This window comes from Salinibacterium sp. NYA9b (assembly GCF_976973725.1).
The window spans coordinates 57,006-80,377 of sequence record NZ_OZ333476.1 but is presented as its reverse complement, the minus strand read 5'-3'; the positions used below and the strand labels follow the sequence as shown (position 1 = coordinate 80,377).

Sequence of the window (23,372 nt, the reverse complement as noted above, 5' to 3'; positions counted from 1 at the left end):
GTGTGGAGGCTGACCCGATCAGCCTCCACACTCGCACTTAGCGTGCGGTTCGTCCCCGACGGACGATGAGCAGGACCGCGCCGCCGAGTAGGCCGCCGAGTCCCCACACCAGCAGAGCACGGATACCCTGTGCTCCGGTGAAGGCGAGCAGCGCTGGTGAATAGGTGTTCACCAGGGTCGCGCTCTGCGCAGTCGGCATGGCATCTGTAACTGCCGCCGCTGTAGCGACCGTCACCGTTTGCGGGCCGTTGCGTTCTTGTTCCCCAAACCACCCGAGCACACCATCCTCGGTGACGACACAGTCCGCGCCCTGCGGGATGCCATCGATGCGGGCGGTGTAATCCCCGGCGGCCTCTAGGGTGAGTGCTCCCACCGAGCCCATCTCGATCTCTGCGCCCAACACGGTGCACTCAACGCCAGCGGTAATCGTTTCCGGCGCCCGGCTCGATTCGGAACCCTCGATCACTTTCGAGACGGTGATGGGGCCGGCGAAGAGTCCAATCCCTGCCTTGATGGGCTCTTCCGGCGACGGCGGGTTCGCACCAGAAATGTAGGTCGGGTAGTAACCGAAGGAGTTCCAGGCGCGCACGTTTTCGAACGGCACGGTCAACGGAACACGACCATCCGCGCCGGTTGTGCTTGGGGTGTTCGTCGTCGTGTAATTCACGGTGAGCACGGATGCCGGCGGCAGAGCTCCCTGGTCAAGGCCGCTGAAGTCGAAGACGGCTTTGATACCGGTGACGTCTGCCTCGGCGCCTGCGGCGAGGCTGCTGGACGGCATCCACTCCCCCGGTGAGCAGTCTGCCGTCGCGGGGAAGAGATCCGCGGTGCAGACGTTTGCCTCGGTTGTGTAGAACCATTCGAAGCCGACGCCTGCCGTCGTGCTCGTGAAGGTCACATCACCGTTGAACTCGGGAGCGAAGAGCGATCCGCGAGGCGAGGGGTCAACAACACCGACGTCACTGACGTGCGGGAAGATGTCCACAAGCTCAAGGGTGGAGGCGCCAATCGTTCCTCCATTGACGAGCTGGAGTTTCCACTCATCAATCCCCCCGATTGTGCTGTCGGCGGCGCACGGGTAACGGTAATAGCCGTCGGCATCGGCTGAGCAGCTCACCGCGGGATTGATCACGTTGGTGGCGGTTCCGGCTGTCGACTTCACGCCTTTGAGCGCGGAGAACGAGCCAAGTGACAGCACCGTGACAACGTTGCTCGTCGCGCACGTATTGTCGGTCAGCGTGACAGCTCGGCCGTTTGCGCTGTTGAGCGGCGTGCAGGCCTCCACCTGACGATCGTTGGTGAAGTCCAGTCCGTTCTCTGCAATAGATGCCGCGGCCAGGCCAGGCTTCACTTGCAGACGCAGGGTGATCGAGTACGTTTCGCCGGGTGCAAGCTGCGCTCCGGCGGGCCACGCGAAGCTGATCTCTCCGGTAGCAGCGTCAAAGGTACGAACGATCTGGGCGGCATCCGTCGTGAGGGTTCCACCACTTGAGGTCGAGTACACGGGGTTGTCGGTCGGCACATAGATCAGTGATCCGTCTGACGGGAGTCGGTCGGTAATGACCGGGTTCACGAGATAGCCAGTGCCGGTGTTGCGCACGCGCAGAGTGAACGGAATCTCCTTACCCGCTGCGGTCTGTCCGATCGAGGTCTTCTCGATAGCGACCCGCGCGGTGCCAGTGTTGAGCGTGAAGGTCGCGCCCGCATCGTCAGCGTCGTTCAGCTCGTCGTGAGCGATAACAGCAGCGACCGTGTTGGTGATCTGGCCAGCAACGGACTCCCCTGGCATCGCCGTTGGACTATCGGATGCGGTGACCGGCCCCGACCCGTCACGCAATTGCGTGCGCAGTTCGGCAACGATCTGCAGATTCACGGCGTCGTTGGTGGCGGCAAATTCGGTGCCATCAGCGCGCGTGAAGGTGGCCCGCACGCCGATTATGTCGTCGAGATCAACGCTCGAGGGTAGTGCCGCGAGCGCCGCTGTCGTCGGCCCGGCGCTCACCCAGCTCGATCCGACGAGGGCCGCGATCTCTACGCGATCGGCGCCCGCCGGCATCGTGGGCACCTCGGCCGCTACCGCGGTAAATGCGTTCCAGAATGTTGCTGCGTCATCCTGAATCACGAGCGATTTCGGCGCAACAGTTCCCGTGGAACGCGCCCGAAGATCGACCTGCGTCAGCGTATTCGGTGCAGCCAGCAACGCGCTGCTGGGGGTAACAGCCTTAGCGGTCTCCACAGCAATGTAGCCATCGTCGATGGCGAGCGGGCTTCTCGCAATGTCTTGGTTGAAGATGGCCGGGTAGAGCACGTTGTCATGCACTCCCACCAACACCGAGTTCGGGATGCTTGCTGCTGTCATAGCAGCGCCAGTGCTGCGGAGCGTGGTGCGCAGTTGGGTCTCGAAGGTTACCGTCGCGAGAGCACCGGGCGTGATCGTGCCGCCGTCAGCTGACTCGCCCGCGAAGAGCGCGGTGACTCCGACTGCGCTCTCAAGCTGGGCTGAGGTCAGCGCTTCGGCCTGTGCTTCAGTGTAGGGCCCGTCGACGCTGAGCGTTCCTGCAGCATCTCGATTCCACACGTAGATCTCGCTGTTATCGATGCCAGATGCCCCCGAGAAAGCAATCGCGATTCCGGTGAGGTTAAGGCGTTCGAATGGGTTGCGTGCGGGATCGTAGCTGGCGCCCACAAACGGGATGTCGGCTACGTCGAAGGCGCAGCTTGCGGCGTCGAGACACAGGGACGGATCTGTCAGTCGCAGTTGCCACACGTTCGTGGGCGATGTGTTCTGAACCGTCGTTGTGTAGGTGGCACGCGGGTAATCCGTGCCAACCACCTCTGGACGCGGAATCGTCACTGTCGTCGGCGTAACCGTCTTCGTGGCGGTCACCGTCGGCGGTGTCTGCACGATCGCAATGTCAGCGGAGTCCACTGCCGAGACGGGAGTGCCTGTCGCCGGAGTTGCGAAGACTCCCACCGTATTGCGCACGACTCCAGGATCGGGCCGGTTATACATCTCGAGTGCGGTGACCCATTTCGAATCGGTGCCAGAATCATCACGCACGACGCTACGCAGTTGCCAGTCGAGGTGAATCGTTCGTCCGGCGGATGACGCTCCCGGGTAGCTGCCGCTCGGCAGGTTGGCAACACCGGAACCTACTGGCGGTGCGAGCGGGTCGCCGGAGGCAGCGATGATCGCCGCTCGGTCGGAACGTTCTACAAACGTCAGGCGCACACCAATGGTGTCTGCTCGCTCTGCCGCGCTCAGGGTGTAGCCGGGGAAGTTGCCGGTGCAGTTGGCAGCCGAGCTGCAGGCAGCGGCCGTGACATCAATCCACGAATCGCTGGTGGCGCTGTAGAGCTCAACGCTCTGCACGGCATCCCACCGAATCAGGGGGTCCTGAGCGGGGCTTATGGAGTCAATCCGGGTGAGGTCAAAGGCTTGGAACATCGTGGTTGCCACGGATGCCGCCGACGGGTTGGCCGTGTCAGATACTGCGACGGAGTCGTAGCCTGCACTCTGCACTCCCCACGTGAGGGTGCTTCCCGCCGCGTCGTGCGACTGCGCAAGAACGGTGGCTTGATCCATCGACTTGTCGACGATGCTCGGCGCGGGGCCAGCCCCTTCGGTCGGGATAATCGTCGCGTTGTCACACGCGGCAGCGTTATCGGTGAGTGAGGTGGCGTTCAGTGTTCCACTCGCCACGACGGCTGCGCAGTTTTCGTAGGATGCCCACGTCGAGTTGTCGTCCGGGGTACCTTCAGCCGTCGGGCCGGAGCCGTCGCGCAGCTGAGAGCGCGCTTCGAAAACGATGGTCGGCTTGACCGTGACCGCGCTTGCGAAGCCGTCGGCATCCGTGAAGCTAAAGCGCAAACCTTCAACATCGTCGGTCGTGACACCCGCGGGCAACATGCTGGCAAGATCCCCGGTGAAGATCTGCGCACTCGTGGTGGCATCCACGGTTCCGCTTGATCCCGCCATGCTCTGCCAAGCGCTGCCGTCGTAGTACTCGACGGTCAGCACGGAGCCCTGCGGGACTGCCGTCGACCCGATTGCAACGGGGGTGAATGCGTTCCAATATTCGCTCGCCCCCAACACGGATGGCTCAGTGATGATGATCTCGTCAGGGCGCACCGTGCTCGTGCCGGCAGGGGTCGTTGCGGTCAGTTCGACGATGCTGTTTCCGCCGGAGTACACAGCGCTGGGGCGGATGCTCTTGGTCAGCTCCACCTCAATGGCGGGAGTCCACACCTCGAGATCGGCGCTCGTAGAGTCCTCACCGGTTCCGGCAGTATTGGTTCCCGCTGCGGCAACTTCGTTGGGATAAACGGAAGCACTGCCTGTTGTGACGGCTGCCGCCGCCGTGGTGACGATTTTCACTCCGGCGCGGGCCGTTGCTCCAACCTCGATCGTGCCGGTGTACTCGATAACAAAACCGGTCACGAACTGGCCACCGATCAGTACCGGCGCTGCGGGAAGCCCGGATGCCTCGGTGAAACTGCTCGACGCTGGCGCTGCTCCGCTATCAACGAGCCAGGTGACAGTTCCGGCCGTCGCGCCCGCAGGCCATGCGGTCACTGTCGAGTCGAATCCGTCAAACACGATGCTGTCGGAGAAGAAGCTTCCACCGGCCGCAGGCTCAGAAACGCTGAGGCTCGTCAGTGCCCCCGTTGAGGTGTTGCGGGCGGCGATTGTCGCCAGCGTGCTCTCTCCGGCGGGAACCTCGCTCGGGGTGAAGGACTTTGTCACGGCCACGGTCGCTGTTAGCGGTGCAACCACCTGAGTGTCCCGGGCATCCGGAGCATCCGCCTGTCCTTCAGGAGTGACGACGGATGCCGCCGCGATATTCTCGCGGGCACCTCCGGCGGCTAATTCTTCGCTGGGGTTCGCACGATTCGTCTCGCGCTGAGCGAGGGACAACTCGACGGTACCGCTAGTGCCGCGCGCGTCAATGGTGGTTCCCGCGCTTGAGGTGAAAGTGAAGCGCAGGCCTTCGACGGCGCTGGCGATGACACCCGAAGGGAGTAAGGCCATGGCTTGTGCTGTGCCGTTCGTCCATGATCCACTCGCGAGCGCATCCACTTGGATGCGGTCAGCGCCCTCAGGAAAGGTCACTGCGCCCAGCGCGTCGAGGTCGTAGAAGTTGAACGAGCTAGTGGCGGCTGCGGGAAGCGCAGGTTCACGCACAACAAGCTCCGACGCGGGGATGTTGGAGCTGTTGGCAACCGTGAGAGTGACAGTGGAGAGGTTTCCCGGGCCGTACTCCGCCGATGCCGGAGTCCAATTCTTTGCTAACGACGCGGAGATCTCGGTCGGAACTCGCAATGCCACCGTCGCGTCAGCGGTACGCGGCGAAGCGTTAACCGCCACCAAATCGGCTTCATTGAGCACGCTGGCGCCATCCCATGACTTGTCGAGGTCAGCGGGGACCCGCACGGTAATCTGCACAGTTCCCGTCGTGCTGTCTGCGAGGCCAGTGCTGGGCGGATCGGTGTTGGCTACGGCGTCGGCAAAAGCGACCTCGACCAGATTTCCCGTGACGGTGACGGTCGACGATCCGACGCCGGCCACGAGCGGCGACCCCACGATTTCGAGAGGTGCAGGAATCTCGTCCGTCAGTACGGCATCCACACAGCCCGTTGTTGTCGAGGAACAGCCGAACCCAAGGGTGTAGGTGAATGTCGAGCCCGGAAGCTGCGGTGTCGTCACGCTGGCGCTCTTCGACAGGCTCACAACGCCACTGCCCAGTTCATCGGCGTGCGCGGGCAGAGCTGTGGCCACGCTCGAGCTGGCAATGAGGATGCCAACGGCCAAGGCCGCAATCGCGCGAGTGAATCCCGACCACATCAGAAGGCGCGAACGGGTGGTGCTACGGGGCGCGCGGGCGCGCACCGACGTGGGCTTAGTCATTGTGGAAACTCTCCGGGTAGCGCCGGAAGCTTCGTTGTCCTACGGGCAGGGCAACGCGGACTCAATCACTGTGCTGGTCGGGTCCCGGCATTTCTCAATCCAGAGTGCAGCCGGGTCCGCGCTGCCAACGAGTTGAGGACGCGAATTCACACCGCGATTCACCCTTTATGGCCCAAGAAGGCACCGCGACACCCCCGCTCGGGGGATGCTAGCGGCGCAGGTACTCCACGAGCGTCTCGACGAGAGATTCGCTCGAGCGGTCTTCGGCGATCACGTGCACGGTGAGTCCAGCGGCACGCGCGTCGAACGCCGTGCGCGGTCCGATGCAGGCGACGATGGTGTCGTCGGGCAGCGGCGCGAGTTGCTCGGCCACTTGACGCGCGACTGAGCCAGAGCTGATCAGCACGGCTCCGATGCGACCGGATGCAACATCCTCCCGCACCTTGTCAGCCACAGGCACTCCGACGGTGCTGTACGCCGAAACGCTCACTACCTTGTGACCGAGCGCACCGAGCCCATCGATGAGAGTCGTATCGGCAAGGTTCGATTGCGGTGCCAGAACCCGCAGACCTGGTGATGCATCGGGCCACTCTTTGACGAGCCCGCGACCGGAGTTATCGAACTCGGGAACGAAATCGACCCGGTGTCCGGCAAGCATGAGTGCGCTGGCGGTGGTTTCTCCCACAGCAGCGATCTTGGTGTTTTCGGGGATCTTGACGTCGCTCGCGATCAACACATCAACGGTGGTCGCGCTCGTGACAGCGATCCAGTCGAACTGCCCATCATTGAGTTCATGAAAGGCGTTGGCGAGCGCGGCGACATTCTCCGAGGGCGCGAAATTGATGAGGGGTGCGATCACGGGAATGCCCGAGTGACCCCTCAAAAGTGCTGCGACGCTGTCGCCCCAATTGCCTCCGCGCGGGACGAGCACGCGCAAACCATCGAGTGCTTTTCTTGCCATGCTCTCTATACTCCCCCTGTTGGGGAGTCAGACGCTAATCGAGCTAGTCGTCGTCGCTGAGAATTGCCCATGCAACGACAGCAACTACAGAGACTGCGGCCGCTGCTGCGCCAATAATCCACGGCAGCGGGTTGCTCTCGTACGAGTTGCGCACGGTGGTTGCAACTTCATCAACGCGCTTGCCGACGTTGAACTTATCTTCGATCGCGTCGAGTGTTTTTTCGAGTTCGGCGCGGGCCTGCTCGATGCTCTTGTTGGTGTCCTCAGACATTATGACCTCCGCTTTCGGGTGCCTTTGATGGCACGAACGTCGCTCTTAATACTTTCAATCGTTTCGGTGGGTGCCGGTGGGGTTCCCTTTTTGACGAGCGCAACGCCCGCCAACACAAGGATCGCCACAATGAGCAGCAGGATGCCGGCCACGATCAGCGCGGCGGCCCAGGCTGGCACTACTTCAGCAAAGCCAAGCACGGCAGCGGCGATGAGAACCATCAGTGCGAACAGCGCGATAAACGCGGCGCCCACAAACAGCCCGATGCCAATGCCCGCGTGCTTGAGCTTGTCGACCATCTCGCTCTTGAGCGATTCGATCTCTCCGCGCACGAGGTCGCCGAGAAGGCGAGGCACGTCGGCGATTAGTGCAGCCAGTGACCGCTTGGGGTCGCGCTGCGAGTCTGTATTCGGTGATTCACCGTACATGGCAGCCCTACTTCGAGTTGGTGGACTTCGTCGTGGATGCCGCTGACGAAGACTTCTTGGCGGCAGGCTTCTTCTTGGGAGCGCTGCTGGTGGTCGTCACTTCTTCTGACGCCGACTTGTTGCTCTTGCTGGAGGCAACCTGCTTGACGACCTTCTTGGCGCCGTCTGCAAGGAACTCCGCAACATCCGGAGCCTTGTCTTTCACAAAGTCTTCAGCGTTATGGCGTTGCTGCGTGATGCGGGGATCGTTCCACAGCTTGCCTGCCGTGGCCTTGATCTTTTCGTACTTTTCGCGGCCAGCGCGGGTTCCGAGCACGTAGCCGATGCCGAGTCCTACTACTAGGAGGATCTTGCCCTTCATGGTGAACTCCATTTCGTTGCCGGTTGGTTCTTCCAACATACTCGCGATAACTGCAGACGGTGGTCAGCTTTTTCTGTTATCGCAGGTAACTAGTCTGGAGCATATTCTCAGATTGGCATAGGGCAACGTCCAGAACTCACACAGAGTTTACAGACGAGTCATTGTGGCGAATGGAATCACGCTCCGGGCCCACGCGAGCCCAGCATCCCTTCTCGCTGTTACTGCGGGGCGGATGCCGCGGCGGCAGCCTTCGCGGCGGCGGGCAGTGCCTCGACAATCTTCGAGACCACGCCATCGTCGTGGGCTGCCGACACGAACCACGCCTCAAACACACTCGGAGGCAGTGACACCCCCGACTCCAGCATGGAGTGGAAGAAGGGTGCGTAGCGGTAGCCCTGCTGGGCCTTCACGTCGGCAAAGTTCATGGGCTCGGCGCCGCTGAACACGAACGAGAACAGGTTGCCCGCGTGCTGCACAACGTGCTCAACACCCTCGGCGGAGAGTGCGTCCGACGTTTCGGTTGAAAGCGTTTCGGCAACCTGGTTGAGCCGCGAATACACGGCGTCGTCGGCGAGCCGAAGCGTAGCGAGGCCCGCGGCGACGGCGACCGGGTTTCCGCTCAGGGTGCCTGCTTGGTAGACGGGGCCGAGTGGAGCCAGCAACTCCATGATGCGAGCCGAACCGCCCAGAGCGGCCAACGGCATCCCGCCACCGATGACCTTGCCGAAGGTGAAGAGGTCGGGAACCCAGCGGGCGTCAGGGGCTTCGGGGTTTGCGGCGGCGGCGCGAGCATCCAAGCCCCAGTAGCCAGCGGGGTCGACGCGGAAGCCCGTGAGGACTTCGTCGCTGATGGCGAGGGCGCCGTGCTCGTGGGCGATGCGCACGATGGCTTCGTTGAAGCCGGGTTGTGGCGCCAGAACGCCCATGTTCGCGGCGGCGGCCTCGAAGATAATCCCGGCAATGTCGTGGCCGTGTTCGGCAAAGACCTGCTCGAGGGCGGCAACGTTGTTGTACTCGATAACGAGAGTTTGGGCTGCGGTCTCGGCAGTGACTCCGGCAGAGCCGGGCATCGAGAGCGTCGCAAGACCAGAACCGGCTTCGGCCAGAAGCCCGTCGGAGTGACCGTGGTAGTGCCCGGCGAACTTCACGAGCAGGCGACGACCAGTAGCGCCGCGAACCAAACGGATGGCCGTCATGGTCGCTTCAGTGCCGGTGGAAACGAGGCGCAAGCGTTCGATCGGGCTGACTCCCCCGACGCTGATGCGCGCACGCACGAGTTCGGCGAGCTCGGTCTCAGCGGGAGTGGATGCTCCAAAGCCGAGGCCGCGCGACGCTGCCTGCTGAACGGCGTCGATCACTTCGGGATGAGCGTGGCCGAGGATGGCGGGGCCCCAGGAGTTGACGAGGTCGATGTACGACCGGCCCTCAACATCCGTCACGTACGAGCCAGAGGCTTTCACGTAGAAACGGGGCGTTCCGCCGACGGAACCGAAGGCCCGCACGGGCGAGTTGACTCCCCCGGGCAGCACGCCGCGGGCGCGGTCGAACGACTGCTGGTTGGTAACGGGTGCGGACGGGGTGTTGGACGTGGTGTCGCTCATTCGCGTAGCCATTCTGCAAGTTCGGTTGCGTAGTAGGTGAGCACCGCTTCGGCGCCGGCCCTCTGGATGCTGAGTACTGATTCTTCAATAGCGCGGCGGCGGTCGATCCAGCCGTTCGCTGCGGCGGCTTCGATCATCGCGTATTCGCCGGAGACTTGGTACGCCCACACGGGCACGCTGCTGATGGCGCTGGCGTCGGCCAGCACGTCGAGGAAGCTCATGGCGGGCTTCACCATCACGACGTCGGCACCCTCGTCGATGTCGAGTTCGACTTCGCGCACGCCCTCGCGGCGGTTGGCGGGGTTCTGCTGGTAGGCACGGCGATCGCCCACGAGCGAGGACTGCACGGCTTCACGGAACGGCCCATAGAACGCCGAGGCGTATTTGGCGGCGTAACCGAGCAAGGGGGTGTCAGTGTGGCCGGCGGTGTCGAGCGCGTCGCGCACGGCGGCAACTTGGCCGTCCATCATGCCGCTGAGCCCGAGCAGTTGCGAGCCGGCTTCGGCCTGAGCCACACCCATCTCGCGGTAACGCTCGAGTGAAGCGTCGTTGTCGACGACGAGTTCAGTCGCGCCAGTGACAGGGTGAGTGCGCTCGCGCAGCACACCGCAGTGACCGTGATCGGTGAATTCGTCCAAGCAGAGATCGGTTTGCACGACGAGGGCGTCACCGGCCTCGGCGACGGCCGCGCGCGTAGCGACGTTGAGGATTCCGTTGGGGTCAATTGCCCCCGAGCCTTCGGCATCCTTGTGCTCAGGAACGCCGAAGAGCATCACGCCACCGACACCCAGCTCGGCGGCTTCGGCAATCGCGCGGCGCATGGAGTCGAGCGAATGCTGCTGCACGCCCGGCATCGAGCTGATCGCGGCAGGCTCGGTGAGCCCTTCGCGCACAAACATCGGCAGAATGAGCTGGTTCGGGTGGGTGCGGTTCTCGGCGACGAGACGACGCATCGCCGGGCTCGACCGCAAACGGCGGGGGCGGATGATCACGCTCGTGCCCCGGTAAGTTCCCCAGCGCCCTGTGCCAAAAGATCGTCGGCGACCCGCTGTGCTGCCTCGCGCGCCGGGTCATCCACATCGTTGACGTACAGCGCGTGCGAGCTGGTGAGGTAGCGGGAGCCATCGAGGGCGTAGACCCGCGCATCCAAGAACAACAGGCCGTCGTCGATCACGGCGTGCGCTCCGAGAGGAGCCGAGCATCCGGCGTCGAGGAAAGCGAGAACGTAGCGTTCGGCGTCAGTCTTCGTGCGGCTGGGTTTGTGGTCGAGCACTGCCGCGAGCTTCTCTTCACCCGTGCGCGTTTCGATCGCGAGGGCGCCCTGGCCGGGAGCCGTTGGCCAGCCCGAAATGCCAAGGTGCTCGGTGACGGCCGCCGAGCGACCGGCACGAGCGAGGCCGGCAGCGGCGAGGATGACGGCATCCAGTTCACCGTTGGTGACTTTGTCGAGGCGTGAATCGATGTTGCCACGAATGTCGACAACCTCAAGGTCGGGGTAGAGCGAGCGCAACTGAGCCTGGCGACGCGGCGAACCGGTGCCGACCGTGGAACCAGCGGGCAGCGTCGCGAGGGTGAGCTCATCGCGAGCACACACCACATCGCGCTCGTCGGCACGCTTGGGGATGGCCGCGATCGTGAGACCGGGCACGGGAGCGGTCGGAAGATCTTTGAGTGAGTGCACGACAACATCGCACTCCCCCGCGAGCAGCGCTTCGCGCAGAGCATTCGCGAACACACCCTGCCCGCCGATCGTGGAGAGCGATTCTGTTGAACGGTCACCCTGAGTGGAGATCGGAATGATTTCCGTCTCGACGCCGGTCTTGCTTTCGAGCTGGCGTGCCACCGTGGTGGTCTGCGCCATTGCGAGTGTGCTGCCTCTGGTGCCAATACGAATTACGGTCACGGTGCTACCCCCGCGGCTGCCGGCTTGAAGCCGAGCCGCACGTTTTCACAGCATCCAGGACGACAGACGTCGTACCAGGGGCCGATTGTTGTTAGTGCGGGGCGGTCTGCCACCGGCACTCCGTCGCGGCGCTCCAACACGAGGTCGATAAGACCCGTGACGAACGCCGGATGTACGCCGGGCGTAGGAACGCGAACGGCAACCATGTTGTGGCCTCCCGCAGTTTCCAGCGCCTCCGTGTCGAGATCCCACTTCACTTCCATGTGGTCGGAGATGAAGCCGACCGGAACAATAACGACCGCTTCGATACCATCGGCGGCGAGCGCATCAATCGCATCGTTGATGTCGGGCTCCAGCCACGGCATCGAGGGCGGGCCACTGCGCGACTGATACACGAGGCTGTGGGCCGGCAGCGTGCTGGCGGAAAAGTCTTCCGCCTGCGCCGCCATGACAACTTCTGAGACGGCGAGGTGCTGTGCCGCGTAGGCACCGCCCTCTCCGAAACCGCGCGACTCCGGGCCGCTCTTGGCGGCATCCGTCGACGGAATCGAGTGGGTCGTGAAGAGCACATGCGTCTTCTCGGGCGCAATGCCCTTGGCGGCGATCTGAGCGAGACCGTCACGAACACCGTCGATGAACGGCTGAACGAAACCGGGGTGGTCGAAGAACTGACGCACCTTGTCGATCTGGATCGTGCCTTCGAGACCGGTCTGCTCGAGAGCGATTGCGTAGTCTTCGCGGTACTGGCGGCAGCTGGAGTACGAGCTGTACGCACTCGTGCCCACGGCTATGAGCTTCGTGTAGCCGCGCTCATTGGCCTCGGTGAGCGCATCGCTCAAGTAGGGGTTCCAGTTGCGGTTTCCCCACAGCACGGGCAGGTCGATTCCGCGACGAGCAAGCTCGGCTTCGAGCGCTGCCTTCAACTCACGGTTCTGGTCGTTGATCGGGCTAATGCCACCGAACGCGCGGTAGTGATGCGCGACCTCTTCGAGGCGCTCTTCGGGAATGCCTCGTCCGCGCGTGACATTCCGCAGGAACGGGATGACATCGTCTTGACCCTCAGGCCCGCCAAAACTCGCGAGGAGAATGGCGTCGTAGGCCACGGCTTCTTCAACGTGTTCGGGACCGGATGCCGCGGCATCCGTTGCACCAAGAACGTGGGTCATGCCAGCACCTCAGAGATCTCGTCGAGAGTGATGCGGCGGCCCGTGTAGAAGGGGACCTCTTCGCGCACGTGAAGGCGGGCATCCGTTTGGCGGAGGTGACGCATGAGGTCGACAAGGTCGACGAGTTCGGGAGCTTCGAGCGCGAGCATCCACTCGTAGTCTCCGAGCGCAAAGCTCGCGACAGTGTTGGCGAGAACCTGGGGCATCTCCGAACCCTTGATGCCGTGGTCGCGGAGCATCGTGCTGCGCTCGGCGTCGGGCAATAGGTACCACTCGTAGCTACGAACGAAGGGGTAAACGGTGAGCCAGGCTTCTGGCTCTTTGCCGCGCATGAACGCGGGCATGTGGCTCTTCGAGAACTCGGCGTCGCGGTGAACACCCATGGCGTTCCAGGTGGGAAGCAACGAGGCAAGCGGGTCGCTGCGACGCAGTTCGCGCAGCGCCCACTGAATGTCTTCGGGGTTGCTGCCGTGCAACCAAATCATGATGTCGGCGTCGGCGCGCATGCCTGAAACATCATAGAAACCGCGGATGGTCACTCCGCGAGCCTCGACAGCGGCCACGGCCTTGTCGAGGTTGCCGGCGAGCGCCGGACGGTGCGGATCACGACGGAGAACCGCCCACAGTGTGTAACCCAAAACTTCAGTGGACTCGTCGACGTCTGTCATGTCTTCCATTCTCTCCCGCGCCTTCTGGGCACACTGGGAAAATACCGTGAGTTAGGTGAACCTAACTATTCTATCTCTTCGGCTGCCTCGGCGGCGGGCTCGGTAGCTGCCTCGGTGGCGGGCTCCTCGGCGGCGAGCGCGAGCAGGCGATCGGCCGTGGCGTTGGAGTGCGTGACGATGCCAGCCAGCCCGGTTCCGCCGACAGTTTCGCCGACAACGACTACGCCATCCGTGCGCTCAGCGGCGGCGAGCGCGGCCGGGCGAACCCATTCGCGACGAGCAAAATCAATGACCGACTCTGGCGGTAGCGAGACCCCGAGCAGCACTTCGGCATCGAGGCGGGCAACCTCGGCAAACTCTCCGGCCGGCACCTCGTTGTAGGAGAGGCGCACAACGTGGCGGCCATCCGCCTGCTCTTTCAGCCACTGCCATTTCGCCGTCGCATGGGTGAGCGCGCGAGCGGAAACGGCGGTGCAGCCGGGGGCGACGAGCACTCCTGAACCGCGGGGTTCGGCATCCAACGCGGGCGCATCAAGCACGAGGGTTGCGAGCGTGACGGTGCGGCCACGAACCGGGGCGAGGATGCCGGGAGCGGCCACAATGACGGTGCCGTCAAGGTCGGCGAGCTCGTCGGCACTCTCAATGCGCCGGTCGAGCTCAACAATCACGCCGTAGGTCTTCAGGTCGGCGGCCAACTCAGTGACGAGTCGATTGATGCCGCCCCGGATGCCCTGAACCGCGGTTCCGGCCGGCATCGCGCTGCGCATCGAACGCACCGCTGCCGCCAGCGACCCGTGGAGGGCGAGGCGTTCCTTGAGCGTTGCAACACGGTCGAGCGGAAGATCGTCGGGGTGCAGCGAGTACACGCCGTGCACGACAGGGGCGACCAGTTTCTCGACAACGGCCTTGCCCATGCGGCGACGAACGAGTGCTCCGAGCGACACGTCAGTGCGCTTTCCGAACCACGGAATCAAAGAATCGAGTTGCGCACGCAGAGCGCCGCCCATGCCCAGAACTGCGATCGTCTGCGCGTCGAGCGGTGTCGCCGGAATGCCCAAAATGCCGGTGCTGGGCAACGGGAGGGCCGCGCCATCCACGGGCTGCAACCAGGCACCTTCGTCGCTCGGCGAAACGATGTCGTCGCCAAGACCCAGCTCGCGAGCGAGGTCGGCAACAGTATCGCCGCGGGTGGCGAAGCTTTCGGCTCCGGCATCCAGATTGATGCCGCCGACAAGGTGGGATGCCACGGTGCCGCCCAGATGATCGCTTGCCTCCATGAGACGCACGGTCCGTCCCGCCATCGCGAGGCGACGCGCCACAACGAGGCCGGCAATGCCCCCGCCAACGACGGTGAATTCTGTCGTGCTCACGGCACTAACCTTCCTGGTGAACGAGCTCCACGATCTTGGTGAGCACATCCGGGTCAGTGTCGGGGCCAACACCGTGGCCGAGATTCACGACGTGGGCTGGGGCAACCCGGCCGCGGTTCATGACGTCGCGCACGTGCGCTTCGAGCACATGCCACGGGGCGCCAAGCAACGCGGGGTCGATGTTGCCCTGCAGCGGAACGCCGCCACCGAGGCGACGATCAGCCTCATCGAGCGGGATGCGCCAGTCAACACCCATGACGTCGGCACCAATGCCGTGCATGGCCTGCAACACTTCGCCGCTGCCGACACCGAAGTGAACCTTCGGAACCTCGTAACCGCGCAAGTGCGACAGAACGCGCTTGGAGTGCGGGGCAACCCGGCGCACGTACTGCTGCTCGGAGAGCGAGCCGACCCAGGAGTCGAACAGCTGAACGGCAGAGGCGCCAGCCTCAACCTGGGCGATCAAGAATTCGCCAGCGACATCCGCACACCAGTTGAGCAAGTTCGCCCAGGTCTGCGGGTCGGAATACATGAGCGTGCGAGCACGCTGCTGGTCTTTGCTCGGGCCACCCTCAACCATGTACGACGCGAGAGTGAATGGTGCTCCAGCGAAACCGATCAGCGGGGTGGTTCCGAGCTGAGCAACGGTTTGCGCGACAGCCTCGCGGATGGGGGCAAACGCAGCCGGGTCGATCGGGTGCAGCTTGGCGACATCCGCCGCCGTACGAATCGGGTTAGCGAACACGGGGCCACGACCGGGAACAATCTCGACCTCAACGCCGGCAAGCTTGGCGGGGATAACGATGTCGCTGAAGAAAATAGCGGCGTCGACATTGTGGCGACGCACGGGCTGCATCGTGATTTCGCTCGCGAGGTCGGGCGTGAGGCACGCCTCCAACATTTCGTTGCCTTCGCGCAGTTTGCGGTACTCGGGAAGGGAGCGGCCGGCCTGGCGCATAAACCAGACGGGAGTGGTTTCGGGGCGATCGCCGCGGTAGGCCCGGATGATAGGCGAGTTAGCTGTGCGGCCATCGAGAAGTGGGTGGTCAGAATTCAAAGTCACGGGGTTAACATTAGGTTGTGCTCCTGTGTCTTAGCTCGAATCATCGCAACGCGAGCTTAGACGTACTCGAAAGTCTGTCTGAGGTCGCCCCGGCGGCCACCGTCGACCTCGTTTCGCACAATGATTTCGTTGCCGGAGCCGTTCTGGTTGCCACCTGCAACCGCTTCGAGGCCTACCTCGATGTCGAGGAACCGCTCACTGCCGCCACGGCCATTACGGTCTGCTCGCTGCTCGAATCACTGAGCGAGCGCACCGGCCTCAGCATCGACACGCTCCATTCCTCCATCGCCGTTCATGAGGGGGCGGATGCCGCAGCTCACCTCTTCGCGGTGACCTCGGGTCTTGAATCCGTCGTGATCGGTGAAGCCGAGATCTCAGGCCAGGTCAGCCGCGCGCTCGATCAGGCACGCAAAGACGGTACGACCACTCGCGACCTCGAGCGCCTCTTTCAGCGCGCCACTCACACGAGTCGTGGCATCAAGAACAACACGGCCATCGGCGGGGCAGGCAAGTCCCTCGTGCGCCTCGCTCTCGAACTGGCCTCAAGCCGCGTCGCTGACTGGTCGACCGCGAGCGTTCTCGTCGTCGGCACCGGCCGCTACGCCGTCACGACCGTCAACGCCCTGCGCGACAAGGGCGCACTCGACCTTCGCGTCTTTTCGCCCTCGGGCCGCGACGCCGCCTTCGCCCTCAAGCACGGCCTCACCCCCAGCGAAGACTTCGACGTCGACGTCATCGTCACGTGTACCGCAAGCGCCGTGCTCGGCACCGAGCGCTTCTCGGCCGCCAGCAAGTGCCTCGTGCTCGACCTTGGTCTCCCCCGCAACGTTGACCCCGCGGTTGGCCAGCTCGACGGCGTCGACCTGCTCGACCTCGAAACCATTAGCCTGCACGCACCGCTCGAAGAGCTGAACGCGCACGCGGATGCTCGCGACCTGGTTCGCACGGCCGCCCACGAATTCGCTGCCGAAAGCCAGGCGGAGCCAGCCATCGTTGCTCTTCGCAAGCACCACTTCGCCCTCCTTGAGGCGGAAATTGCTCGCGCCACTGCTCGCGGAGCCGGCGACGAAACCATTTCGGCGCTGCGTCACCTCGGCGGCGTTCTACTGCACGGCCCTTCGGTGCGCGCCCGCGAGTTCGCGGCGGAAGGCCGCGTCGCAGAGTTTGATGCTGCCCTCTCAGCGCTCTACAACATCCCGGTCGAACGCACGGCACGGGCAAGCGACGCCCAGGCGCGACCGCACACGGCGTAATCACGGGTCGCGATACTGGCCTTCGGCACCACCCACAACGATGAGGGGCTCGCATGAAACCGTATGAGTCAACAACGCCCCTCCACACCGAGCGCCTCGTGCTGCGCCGTCTCACTCTCAGCGAGCACGATATCGATGACCTGCACACCCAGCAGTCAGACCCCGAGCTCACCACCTACATGCTCTACGAGCCCCGCGACCGGGCCACGATAATCGAGAAGATCACCGAGTGGACGGTCAGCGAAGTGCTCGCGGAGACTGACGATTACGTGCAGCTGGCCATTGAGCTTCCGGATGCTGTTCCTCCCGTTGCTGCGGGTGCGGTGCGCTCAGCTCACCACCGCGAGCGCCGCCCTGTGATGATCGGCACCCTGTATTTCAAGATCGAGAGCGCTGAGGATTCGAACGCTGAGATCGGCTGGGCACTGCATCCCGATTTTCAGGGCAAGGGCTATGCCCGGGAGGCGGCATCCGCTCTGCTCGATCTCGCTTTCGATACCCTGAAGCTGCACCGAGTTTTCGCCAATCTGGATCCCCGAAACGACGATTCCGTTCGCTTGTGTCTCGCGCTTGGCATGCGGCATGAAGCGCACCACGTAGAAGATATGTGGTTCAAGGGCGCGTGGGCCGACACCGGCATTTACGCAATTCTCGATCGCGAATGGGCTGCACACCCGCCCGGTTAAGGCTCCCGCTCCCCCGCCTTAGTCTGCGAATTCCCCCAATTTCCGCGGAAAATGCACACCCAGACTAGGGGACAGACAGAACGTTCTGGTGCAGTTTTCTGCGGGTTCTAGTTTCACGTCCCCCGAGTGGGGACTCGTGAAGATTTTGGGCAACACCGATTCTATTAACGCCACAAACGATGATCGATCGTTTCGCACATTTTTCACGCCCATCTGATGAGGCGTTCGCTCCGAACCACTAACCAACCGAAAGAGATCTATGTCTGAGCACGTCGTTTTGTTTGCTGGCCCCATGGGCTCCGGCAAGACGACCGCTATTCGCAGTCTGAGCGAAATCGATGTGGTGTCGACCGAGGCTACCAACACGGATCGCGAGACAGCGGATAAAGAGACCACTACGGTGGCGCTTGACTACGGCGAGATCACCATCGACGATGTCACGAAGGTTCGCCTCTACGGAGTTCCGGGGCAAAAGCGCTTCGATTTCATGTGGTCAATTTTGGCGGGCCGCGCACGTGGTCTACTGCTGCTGATCAACAATGATGCGCCCGACTCTGTGGCGTTGCTTCTCGAATACCTCAACGACTTCCGTGACCTTCACTCCCGCGGCGCAGTCGTCATCGGTGTCACGAAGTCTGATGTTTCCGAAACACCCAGTGTTGCCGACTACTCGGCCGCACTTACCGCTGCGTCTCCCGACCAGCTGATTCCCGTGTTCACCGTCGACCCTCGCAATGCCGAAGAGATGCGCACCCTGTTGCTCACCCTCGTTGCCAGCGTCGAAATGCGTGAACTCCTTGCACCTGCCCCGACACCGATTTCCGAGAACATCTAATGAACCTCACCCCTACGCCCGTCGCCGCTATTGCGTCGCACCTGAACCCCGTCCACATCGATGCCGGCAACCGCACCCTCGCCGAAATGCAGGATCTTGCGAGCTCACTCACCTTTGCTTCGCTGCTCACCGATGACGGCTTCGAGATCGTTCACCTCAATGGAACCCATACGGATGGCGGACGCTTCGCCAGCATGTCCAGCTCAGTGCAAGCACTCAGCGATGCTGTCGCCCACGAACTGAAAATCGGCACCAACGAGTACGTGATCATCGCATCCGAACTCGGCCACGTCATCCAACTGCGCGTTCAAGGGCACCCCATCGTGCTCGCTGCGCTGTTCGATACTCATGAAACTTTGGGCAAAGGCCTCTCGATCGCTCGCATCGCCGCGCGTCGCATGGCCGAACTCATTGCTTAACCAGCATCACATCGAAGTAACACCAACCCGACACCTAAACGGAGAACACAATGTCAAACATCACTGAAACCCTCGCCGCTCTTCTCGAGACCGATGGCGCTATGGCTGCCGCAGTAGTCGACAGCGGATCGGGCATGCTGCTCGGAAGCGCCGGAAGCGGCATCGACCTCGACGCAGCAGCAGCCGGAAACACCGAGGTTGTGCGCGCGAAGCTCAAGACCATGAAGGCTCTCGGCCTCAAGGACTCCATCGATGACATCCTCATCACGCTCTCGAGCCAGTACCACATCATCCGCCCGTTGGCATCGAACCCCGAGGTCTTCATCTACTTCGTACTCGACAAGGCGAAGTCGAACCTCGCGCTTGCACGTATCAACGTCAAGACCGCCGACTCCAGCCTCGGCCTCTAAGAATCCACTCGCTGTGGCGGTCATTCGATGACCGCCACAGCAGGCTTTACTGCTCAGAAAGAAACATCATGACCGACGGCACCAGTATCCCCGCTGGGTGGTACCGCGACCCGCTTGGCGCTCTGCAACTTCGCTGGTGGGATTCCGCGTCTTGGACCGAGCACGTTTCGGCCCTCGACAGCTCGCCAACACCACTAAACGACACGATCGCTGAAGAACAGTTCAACGTCAGCGCTCCCGCCACCGCCGCGGACCCCGAGGTGCTCATCATTCACCCGGCCGCCCGCAAGAGCGCCCGCGATCATGCGAACGCGAGTGCCTCCATGGCCTCGGCAATGCCCGCAATGGGCGGCACGACAACTACGGCGACGGCCACCGCCCCTATCCCGGTCACAGCCTCATCGACGGTCGCCGCTGCTGCTTCACCTGCTGACGAGCCGACGCGCGCCACGGCACACATTCTCAACGTCACCCCGATAGACGACGACAACACTCGAGCGGATGCCGCCTCCGGTGCGTCTGCAGCCGGCAAGCGCCGCACCGGTCCCGCTAGCAGTGTTGATATCGCTCTGCCCGCAGCTACGTGGAACGCGCTGAACCGCGCCATCACCGAAGCCGTTCATTCCGCTGCGGAACCGCTCGTGGAACTCCGCTTCGCCGACGCCCCCACCCTGGTCATTGACCCCCGCGGCGGCGTCTACTGGTGGGCCCAACCTCTCGAAAAACTCTCTGCGACGAACACCGATGGTGATGTGGAGACCGTCGCTCGCCCGCTCGCGATTCACCACAGCGAGGCCGGCCGCGACTGGGAACCCCTGATTTGGCTCATTGGCACGCAGGCTCAGCCCGAGTCATTCGATCCGTTGAGCCTTTCGGGTGCTCGCTTCAAGCTGCGTCGCTGGCCAAACCTCACCACGCTCACGCACACGACCGATCAGATGAGCATGACCGCAATGCTCGGCGCCGCCTACCTCACGATCACCGAACTCGCGTCACTCGCGCATGTTCCCGAAGACGAAGCGCGTCGTCTGGTCTCCACTTTTGAACTGATGGGTCTGTTGACGCACACCGTCGATACGACCGCAGATGTGATTCGGATGCCTGAGCCGGAAGCCTCGAAAGAGGGAATCTTCTCTCGACTGAAGGCACGATTCAGTCGCTAGCCGCGGGGTGCGTCTTAGTGCACGTACTCCAGCAGGTCGAGGCCGAAGGTGCGCATCGCTTCAATCACGCGCAAGCGTGAACGAAGGTTGGCGTCATCAAATTGAATGGATGCCGCATACGCGACCGCGCGCTTGTTGCCTCTGAGGGCGCCCGCTTCCGCTCGCACCCCCTGGTCGATTCCGGTCTTGTTGACCAGCAGTGTGTTGTGGTCTGCTCCCCGGTGAGCCAGGGGATCAAGCCCGAACGCACTCGCCACGAGCGACAGATCGGTGTTGAGCGAGAGCCAACCGAGCACGCGCTGGCTGGCGATCGAGTTCACAATTTCGCCACGGGCGAGGGCTCCGAATAGCCAGCTGAGTTCGATGGCGGAGCCGACGGAAAGCTGGGGTGCATCGTCGGGACCGCGAGTGTCACGCACGAGGTCGAGAAGTGCTGTCTTGGTGAGGCCGAGGGATTCCGTGCGGGCTCGCACAGCATCCAACCCAATGAGGCGCAGCAGGATGTTGGTCGCGAGGTTGTCGCTGGTCGCACCGACGAGAGCCGCCAAGTCCGCCACCGGAAGTGATGGTGCCTGCAAGTGCTGCCACAGCCCTGCAGCACCGACGGAGGCTCCGGGAACTTTGTCGAGGATGCCGTAGGGCGCAAAGTCACGACTATCGAATCGTGCCGCTACTTCGATGAGCAACAGGATCTTGCCGATGCTGGCCGTGGGAAGCTCTACCCGATCGTCGATGCTGAGGATCGTCTTGCCCGTGTTGATGTCGACCGCACTGGCGGATACGCGCACGCTGCGATCGGCAAGTTTCAGTTTTCCAAGCGCGGCAAAGGTACTGGTGAAGTTGGGTACTTCTCCAGTTCCGGCATGCTTCGCAACTCGGGGGGTGCGAATGCGATTCCGGCGTTCTCGGGTTTGCTCGATCTCTACCAAATAGTGACGCGATCTTTCGGGTCCAGCCACAACGAATCGGATTTCGTAACACTAAATGTCTCATAGAACGCGTCAAGATTGCGAACAATTTGGTTGCATCGGAACTCGTTCGGCGAGTGAGGATCGATCGCGAGCAAGCGAATTACCTCTTCGTCGCGTCCCTTTTGCTGCCACGCTTGCGCCCAGGACATGAAGAATCGCTGCGCACCGGTGAGACCGTCGATGACGGGAGCTTCGGCGCCGTCGAGAGAGATTTGGTAGGCCTTCCACGCAATCGCGAGCCCACCGAGGTCGCCGATGTTCTCGCCAATCGTGAGTGACCCATTGACGTGGTGCTCGGGAACCTGAGCCGGAGCTAGAGCGTCGTACTGGTCGATGAGCGACTTGGTGCGCTCTTCGAACGCGGCCTTGTCTTCGGGAGTCCACCAGTCAATGAGGCGACCGTCGCCATCGTATTTGGAACCTTGGTCGTCGAAGCCGTGACCGATTTCGTGCCCGATAACGGCACCGATGGCTGCATAGTTGGCGGCGTCATCCCGACCCTCGTCGAAGAAGGGGTACTGCAGGATGGCGGCGGGGAAGACGATCTCGTTGAAACCGGGGTTGTAATAGGCGTTGATGGTTTGCGGCGTCATGAACCACTCGTCGCGGTCGAGCTCTTTGCCGATCTTGCCGAGTTCACGCTGGAACTCGAATTCGTTGGCCGCACGCACGTTGCCAGCGAGGTCATCCGCGCTGATCTCGAGCGTGGAATAGTCGCGCCACTTTTCGGGGAACCCGATCTTGGGCGTGAACTTGTCGAGCTTGTTGAGAGCACGCTCGCGCGTGGTTGGGCTCATCCACTCCAGCTGAGTAATCGACTGGCGGTAGGCCTCAACGAGGTTAGCGACGAGAATATCCATCGCCGCCTTGGCCGTCGGCGGGAAGTGGCGGTCAACGTAAATCTTGCCCACGGCTTCGCCAAGCACACCCTCGACCAGCGAGACGCCGCGCTTCCAGCGGGCACGAAGCTGGGGAGTGCCCGACAGCGTGCGACCGTAGAAGTCGAAGTTGGCCTCCACAAAATCACCCGACAGGTAGGCGGCGTTGTTGCGGATGACCTGCCACGACAACCAGTCACGCCACGCCTGCAGGTGGTCGTCACTCAGCACCGCCTCGAGCCCTTCGGCGAAGCTGGGCTGGCGCACAACAACCTCGTCAAAGGAGTGGGCGGGAACATCGATGGCGTCGAGCCACACGTTCAGGTCGACAGAACCCGTGAGGTCGTTGGCGGCGTGCCACGTCATCGGGTTGTAGGTCTTTTCGCTGTCGCGGTTGGCGACGTTGTCCCAGTGCTTCGACGCGATCTCGGTTTCGAGGGCGACGATGCGGCCGGCACGCTCAGCCGGGGCATCGAGACCGGCGAGCGTGAGCATCCGCTCAATAAAGGTTTCGTACTTGGCGAGAATTTCGGCGAACTTTTCTTCGCGGTAGTACGACTCGTCGGGAAGGCCGAGGCCGCCCTGCTCTAGGAAGACGAGGTAGCGCTCGGGGTTGCCGGGGTCGTTGTCGACGAAGAGTTGGAAGAAGCCACTCGTGCCGCCGCGTTCGAGGCGACCGAGAGTGCTGAGAAGAGTGGGGATGGAATCGACAGCGGCTACGTCGGCAAGCTGCGGTGCGATGGGGGTAGCCCCGAGCTCGTCGGCACGGGCCTCATCAAGGAAGCTTGCATAGAGGTCGCCGACCTTGCGCGCTTCAGTGCCCGGCTCAGCCGACTGCGACTCAATGATGATGTCGCGCACAGCGGCTTCCGACTCTTCGGCCAGCACCATGAACGAGCCATAGCGCGCCTTGTCCGACGGAATCTCGGTGCGGTCAATCCAGGCACCATTCACATGGCGGAAGAGATCGTCTTGAGGGCGCACCTTCTCATCAAGATCGTTGACGGCAATTCCGGAAGGCAATGACGATTCGACACTCATGCACCCCAGCCTAGAG

At 62.8% G+C, this 23,372-nt stretch carries 20 protein-coding genes; 6 read left to right on the top strand and 14 right to left on the bottom strand.

Going from position 1 to position 23,372, the window contains the following annotated elements; genetic code table 11:
- Positions 1-37 precede the first annotated feature (37 nt).
- The 12 genes from ACWFSR_RS00375 to hemE form a co-directional block, all read right to left on the bottom strand.
- Positions 38-5,908: a DUF5979 domain-containing protein gene (locus tag ACWFSR_RS00375; RefSeq protein ID WP_447522773.1), complete on the bottom strand. Its 5,871-nt coding sequence runs from the start codon at positions 5,906-5,908 to the stop codon at positions 38-40.
- A gap of 208 nt (positions 5,909-6,116) precedes the next feature.
- The gene (locus ACWFSR_RS00370) at positions 6,117-6,869 is read right to left on the bottom strand and encodes a uroporphyrinogen-III synthase (RefSeq protein WP_197109136.1); all 753 of its coding nucleotides are present in this window, start codon (positions 6,867-6,869) and stop codon (positions 6,117-6,119) included.
- A gap of 43 nt (positions 6,870-6,912) precedes the next feature.
- Positions 6,913-7,140, bottom strand: a complete 228-nt coding sequence (locus ACWFSR_RS00365; protein ID WP_197106945.1) for a DUF3618 domain-containing protein — start codon at positions 7,138-7,140, stop codon at positions 6,913-6,915.
- Complete coding sequence (locus ACWFSR_RS00360; protein ID WP_197106944.1) at positions 7,140-7,568, bottom strand: phage holin family protein; 429 nt, start codon at positions 7,566-7,568, stop codon at positions 7,140-7,142. The genes ACWFSR_RS00365 and ACWFSR_RS00360 overlap by 1 nt, the downstream gene beginning before the upstream one ends.
- Positions 7,569-7,575: 7 nt before the next feature.
- Entirely contained in the window at positions 7,576-7,929 is a 354-nt protein-coding gene (locus ACWFSR_RS00355; RefSeq protein ID WP_231599612.1) for a YtxH domain-containing protein, read from the bottom strand.
- A 218-nt stretch (positions 7,930-8,147) separates the two neighbouring features.
- Positions 8,148-9,530, bottom strand: coding sequence for a glutamate-1-semialdehyde 2,1-aminomutase (hemL, locus tag ACWFSR_RS00350; RefSeq protein ID WP_447522772.1), 1,383 nt, complete (start codon positions 9,528-9,530; stop codon positions 8,148-8,150).
- Complete coding sequence (gene hemB / locus ACWFSR_RS00345) at positions 9,527-10,522, bottom strand: porphobilinogen synthase (protein ID WP_447522771.1); 996 nt, start codon at positions 10,520-10,522, stop codon at positions 9,527-9,529. Before hemB ends, hemL begins: the two co-directional genes overlap by 4 nt.
- Positions 10,519-11,433 carry a hydroxymethylbilane synthase gene (gene hemC / locus ACWFSR_RS00340; RefSeq protein WP_197106940.1) on the bottom strand — a complete coding sequence of 305 codons (915 nt, stop codon included), beginning with the start codon at positions 11,431-11,433 and terminating at the stop codon, positions 10,519-10,521. Before hemC ends, hemB begins: the two co-directional genes overlap by 4 nt.
- A complete protein-coding gene (locus tag ACWFSR_RS00335) occupies positions 11,430-12,599 on the bottom strand; it encodes a ferrochelatase (protein WP_197106939.1) in 1,170 nt (389 codons plus the stop codon). Before ACWFSR_RS00335 ends, hemC begins: the two co-directional genes overlap by 4 nt.
- The gene (hemQ, locus tag ACWFSR_RS00330) at positions 12,596-13,276 is read right to left on the bottom strand and encodes a hydrogen peroxide-dependent heme synthase (RefSeq protein WP_197109140.1); all 681 of its coding nucleotides are present in this window, start codon (positions 13,274-13,276) and stop codon (positions 12,596-12,598) included. The genes ACWFSR_RS00335 and hemQ overlap by 4 nt, the downstream gene beginning before the upstream one ends.
- 56 nt (positions 13,277-13,332) lie before the next feature.
- Entirely contained in the window at positions 13,333-14,637 is a 1,305-nt protein-coding gene (locus tag ACWFSR_RS00325) for a protoporphyrinogen/coproporphyrinogen oxidase (RefSeq protein ID WP_447522770.1), read from the bottom strand.
- 4 nt (positions 14,638-14,641) lie between these two features.
- Entirely contained in the window at positions 14,642-15,700 is a 1,059-nt protein-coding gene (gene hemE / locus ACWFSR_RS00320; RefSeq protein ID WP_197106936.1) for a uroporphyrinogen decarboxylase, read from the bottom strand.
- 17 nt (positions 15,701-15,717) lie between these two features.
- On the opposite strand from hemE, the gene ACWFSR_RS00315 reads away from it, so the two are divergent.
- The 6 genes from ACWFSR_RS00315 (at position 15,718) to ACWFSR_RS00290 (ending at position 20,466) form a co-directional block, all read left to right on the top strand.
- A complete protein-coding gene (locus ACWFSR_RS00315) occupies positions 15,718-16,953 on the top strand; it encodes a glutamyl-tRNA reductase (RefSeq protein ID WP_197106935.1) in 1,236 nt (411 codons plus the stop codon).
- Between the two features lie 53 nt (positions 16,954-17,006).
- On the top strand, positions 17,007-17,639 hold the full coding sequence (locus ACWFSR_RS00310; protein WP_447522769.1) for a GNAT family N-acetyltransferase: 633 nt from the start codon (positions 17,007-17,009) through the stop codon (positions 17,637-17,639).
- 259 nt (positions 17,640-17,898) lie between these two features.
- Entirely contained in the window at positions 17,899-18,474 is a 576-nt protein-coding gene (locus ACWFSR_RS00305) for a GTP-binding protein (RefSeq protein WP_197106933.1), read from the top strand.
- Positions 18,474-18,893, top strand: coding sequence for a roadblock/LC7 domain-containing protein (locus ACWFSR_RS00300; protein WP_197106932.1), 420 nt, complete (start codon positions 18,474-18,476; stop codon positions 18,891-18,893). The genes ACWFSR_RS00305 and ACWFSR_RS00300 overlap by 1 nt, the downstream gene beginning before the upstream one ends.
- A 50-nt stretch (positions 18,894-18,943) precedes the next feature.
- The gene (locus ACWFSR_RS00295; RefSeq protein ID WP_197106931.1) at positions 18,944-19,303 is read left to right on the top strand and encodes a hypothetical protein; all 360 of its coding nucleotides are present in this window, start codon (positions 18,944-18,946) and stop codon (positions 19,301-19,303) included.
- A 68-nt stretch (positions 19,304-19,371) separates the two neighbouring features.
- Entirely contained in the window at positions 19,372-20,466 is a 1,095-nt protein-coding gene (locus tag ACWFSR_RS00290) for a DUF2510 domain-containing protein (protein ID WP_447522768.1), read from the top strand.
- 14 nt (positions 20,467-20,480) lie between these two features.
- On the opposite strand, the gene ACWFSR_RS00285 is transcribed toward ACWFSR_RS00290, so the two are convergent.
- On the bottom strand, positions 20,481-21,395 hold the full coding sequence (locus tag ACWFSR_RS00285) for a serine hydrolase (protein ID WP_197106929.1): 915 nt from the start codon (positions 21,393-21,395) through the stop codon (positions 20,481-20,483).
- On the bottom strand, positions 21,389-23,356 hold the full coding sequence (locus ACWFSR_RS00280; RefSeq protein WP_447522767.1) for a M13 family metallopeptidase: 1,968 nt from the start codon (positions 23,354-23,356) through the stop codon (positions 21,389-21,391). The genes ACWFSR_RS00285 and ACWFSR_RS00280 overlap by 7 nt, the downstream gene beginning before the upstream one ends.
- Positions 23,357-23,372 lie beyond the last annotated feature (16 nt).

Bases quoted from the DNA above. Each gene is read 5' to 3' on its own strand.
- ACWFSR_RS00370 (WP_197109136.1), bottom strand. From the start codon at position 6,869: ATGGCAAGAAAAGCACTCGATGGTTTGCGCGTGCTCGTCCCGCGCGGA.
- ACWFSR_RS00280 (WP_447522767.1), bottom strand. From the start codon at position 23,356: ATGAGTGTCGAATCGTCATTGCCTTCCGGAATTGCCGTCAACGATCTT.
- ACWFSR_RS00295 (WP_197106931.1), top strand. From the start codon at position 18,944: ATGTCAAACATCACTGAAACCCTCGCCGCTCTTCTCGAGACCGATGGC.
- hemQ (WP_197109140.1), bottom strand. From the start codon at position 13,276: ATGGAAGACATGACAGACGTCGACGAGTCCACTGAAGTTTTGGGTTAC.
- ACWFSR_RS00360 (WP_197106944.1), bottom strand. From the start codon at position 7,568: ATGTACGGTGAATCACCGAATACAGACTCGCAGCGCGACCCCAAGCGG.
- ACWFSR_RS00365 (WP_197106945.1), bottom strand. From the start codon at position 7,140: ATGTCTGAGGACACCAACAAGAGCATCGAGCAGGCCCGCGCCGAACTC.
- ACWFSR_RS00290 (WP_447522768.1), top strand. From the start codon at position 19,372: ATGACCGACGGCACCAGTATCCCCGCTGGGTGGTACCGCGACCCGCTT.
- ACWFSR_RS00310 (WP_447522769.1), top strand. From the start codon at position 17,007: ATGAAACCGTATGAGTCAACAACGCCCCTCCACACCGAGCGCCTCGTG.
- ACWFSR_RS00305 (WP_197106933.1), top strand. From the start codon at position 17,899: ATGTCTGAGCACGTCGTTTTGTTTGCTGGCCCCATGGGCTCCGGCAAG.
- ACWFSR_RS00375 (WP_447522773.1), bottom strand. From the start codon at position 5,908: ATGACTAAGCCCACGTCGGTGCGCGCCCGCGCGCCCCGTAGCACCACC.
- ACWFSR_RS00335 (WP_197106939.1), bottom strand. From the start codon at position 12,599: ATGACCCACGTTCTTGGTGCAACGGATGCCGCGGCATCCGGTCCCGAA.
- ACWFSR_RS00300 (WP_197106932.1), top strand. From the start codon at position 18,474: ATGAACCTCACCCCTACGCCCGTCGCCGCTATTGCGTCGCACCTGAAC.
- hemL (WP_447522772.1), bottom strand. From the start codon at position 9,530: ATGAGCGACACCACGTCCAACACCCCGTCCGCACCCGTTACCAACCAG.
- ACWFSR_RS00355 (WP_231599612.1), bottom strand. From the start codon at position 7,929: ATGAAGGGCAAGATCCTCCTAGTAGTAGGACTCGGCATCGGCTACGTG.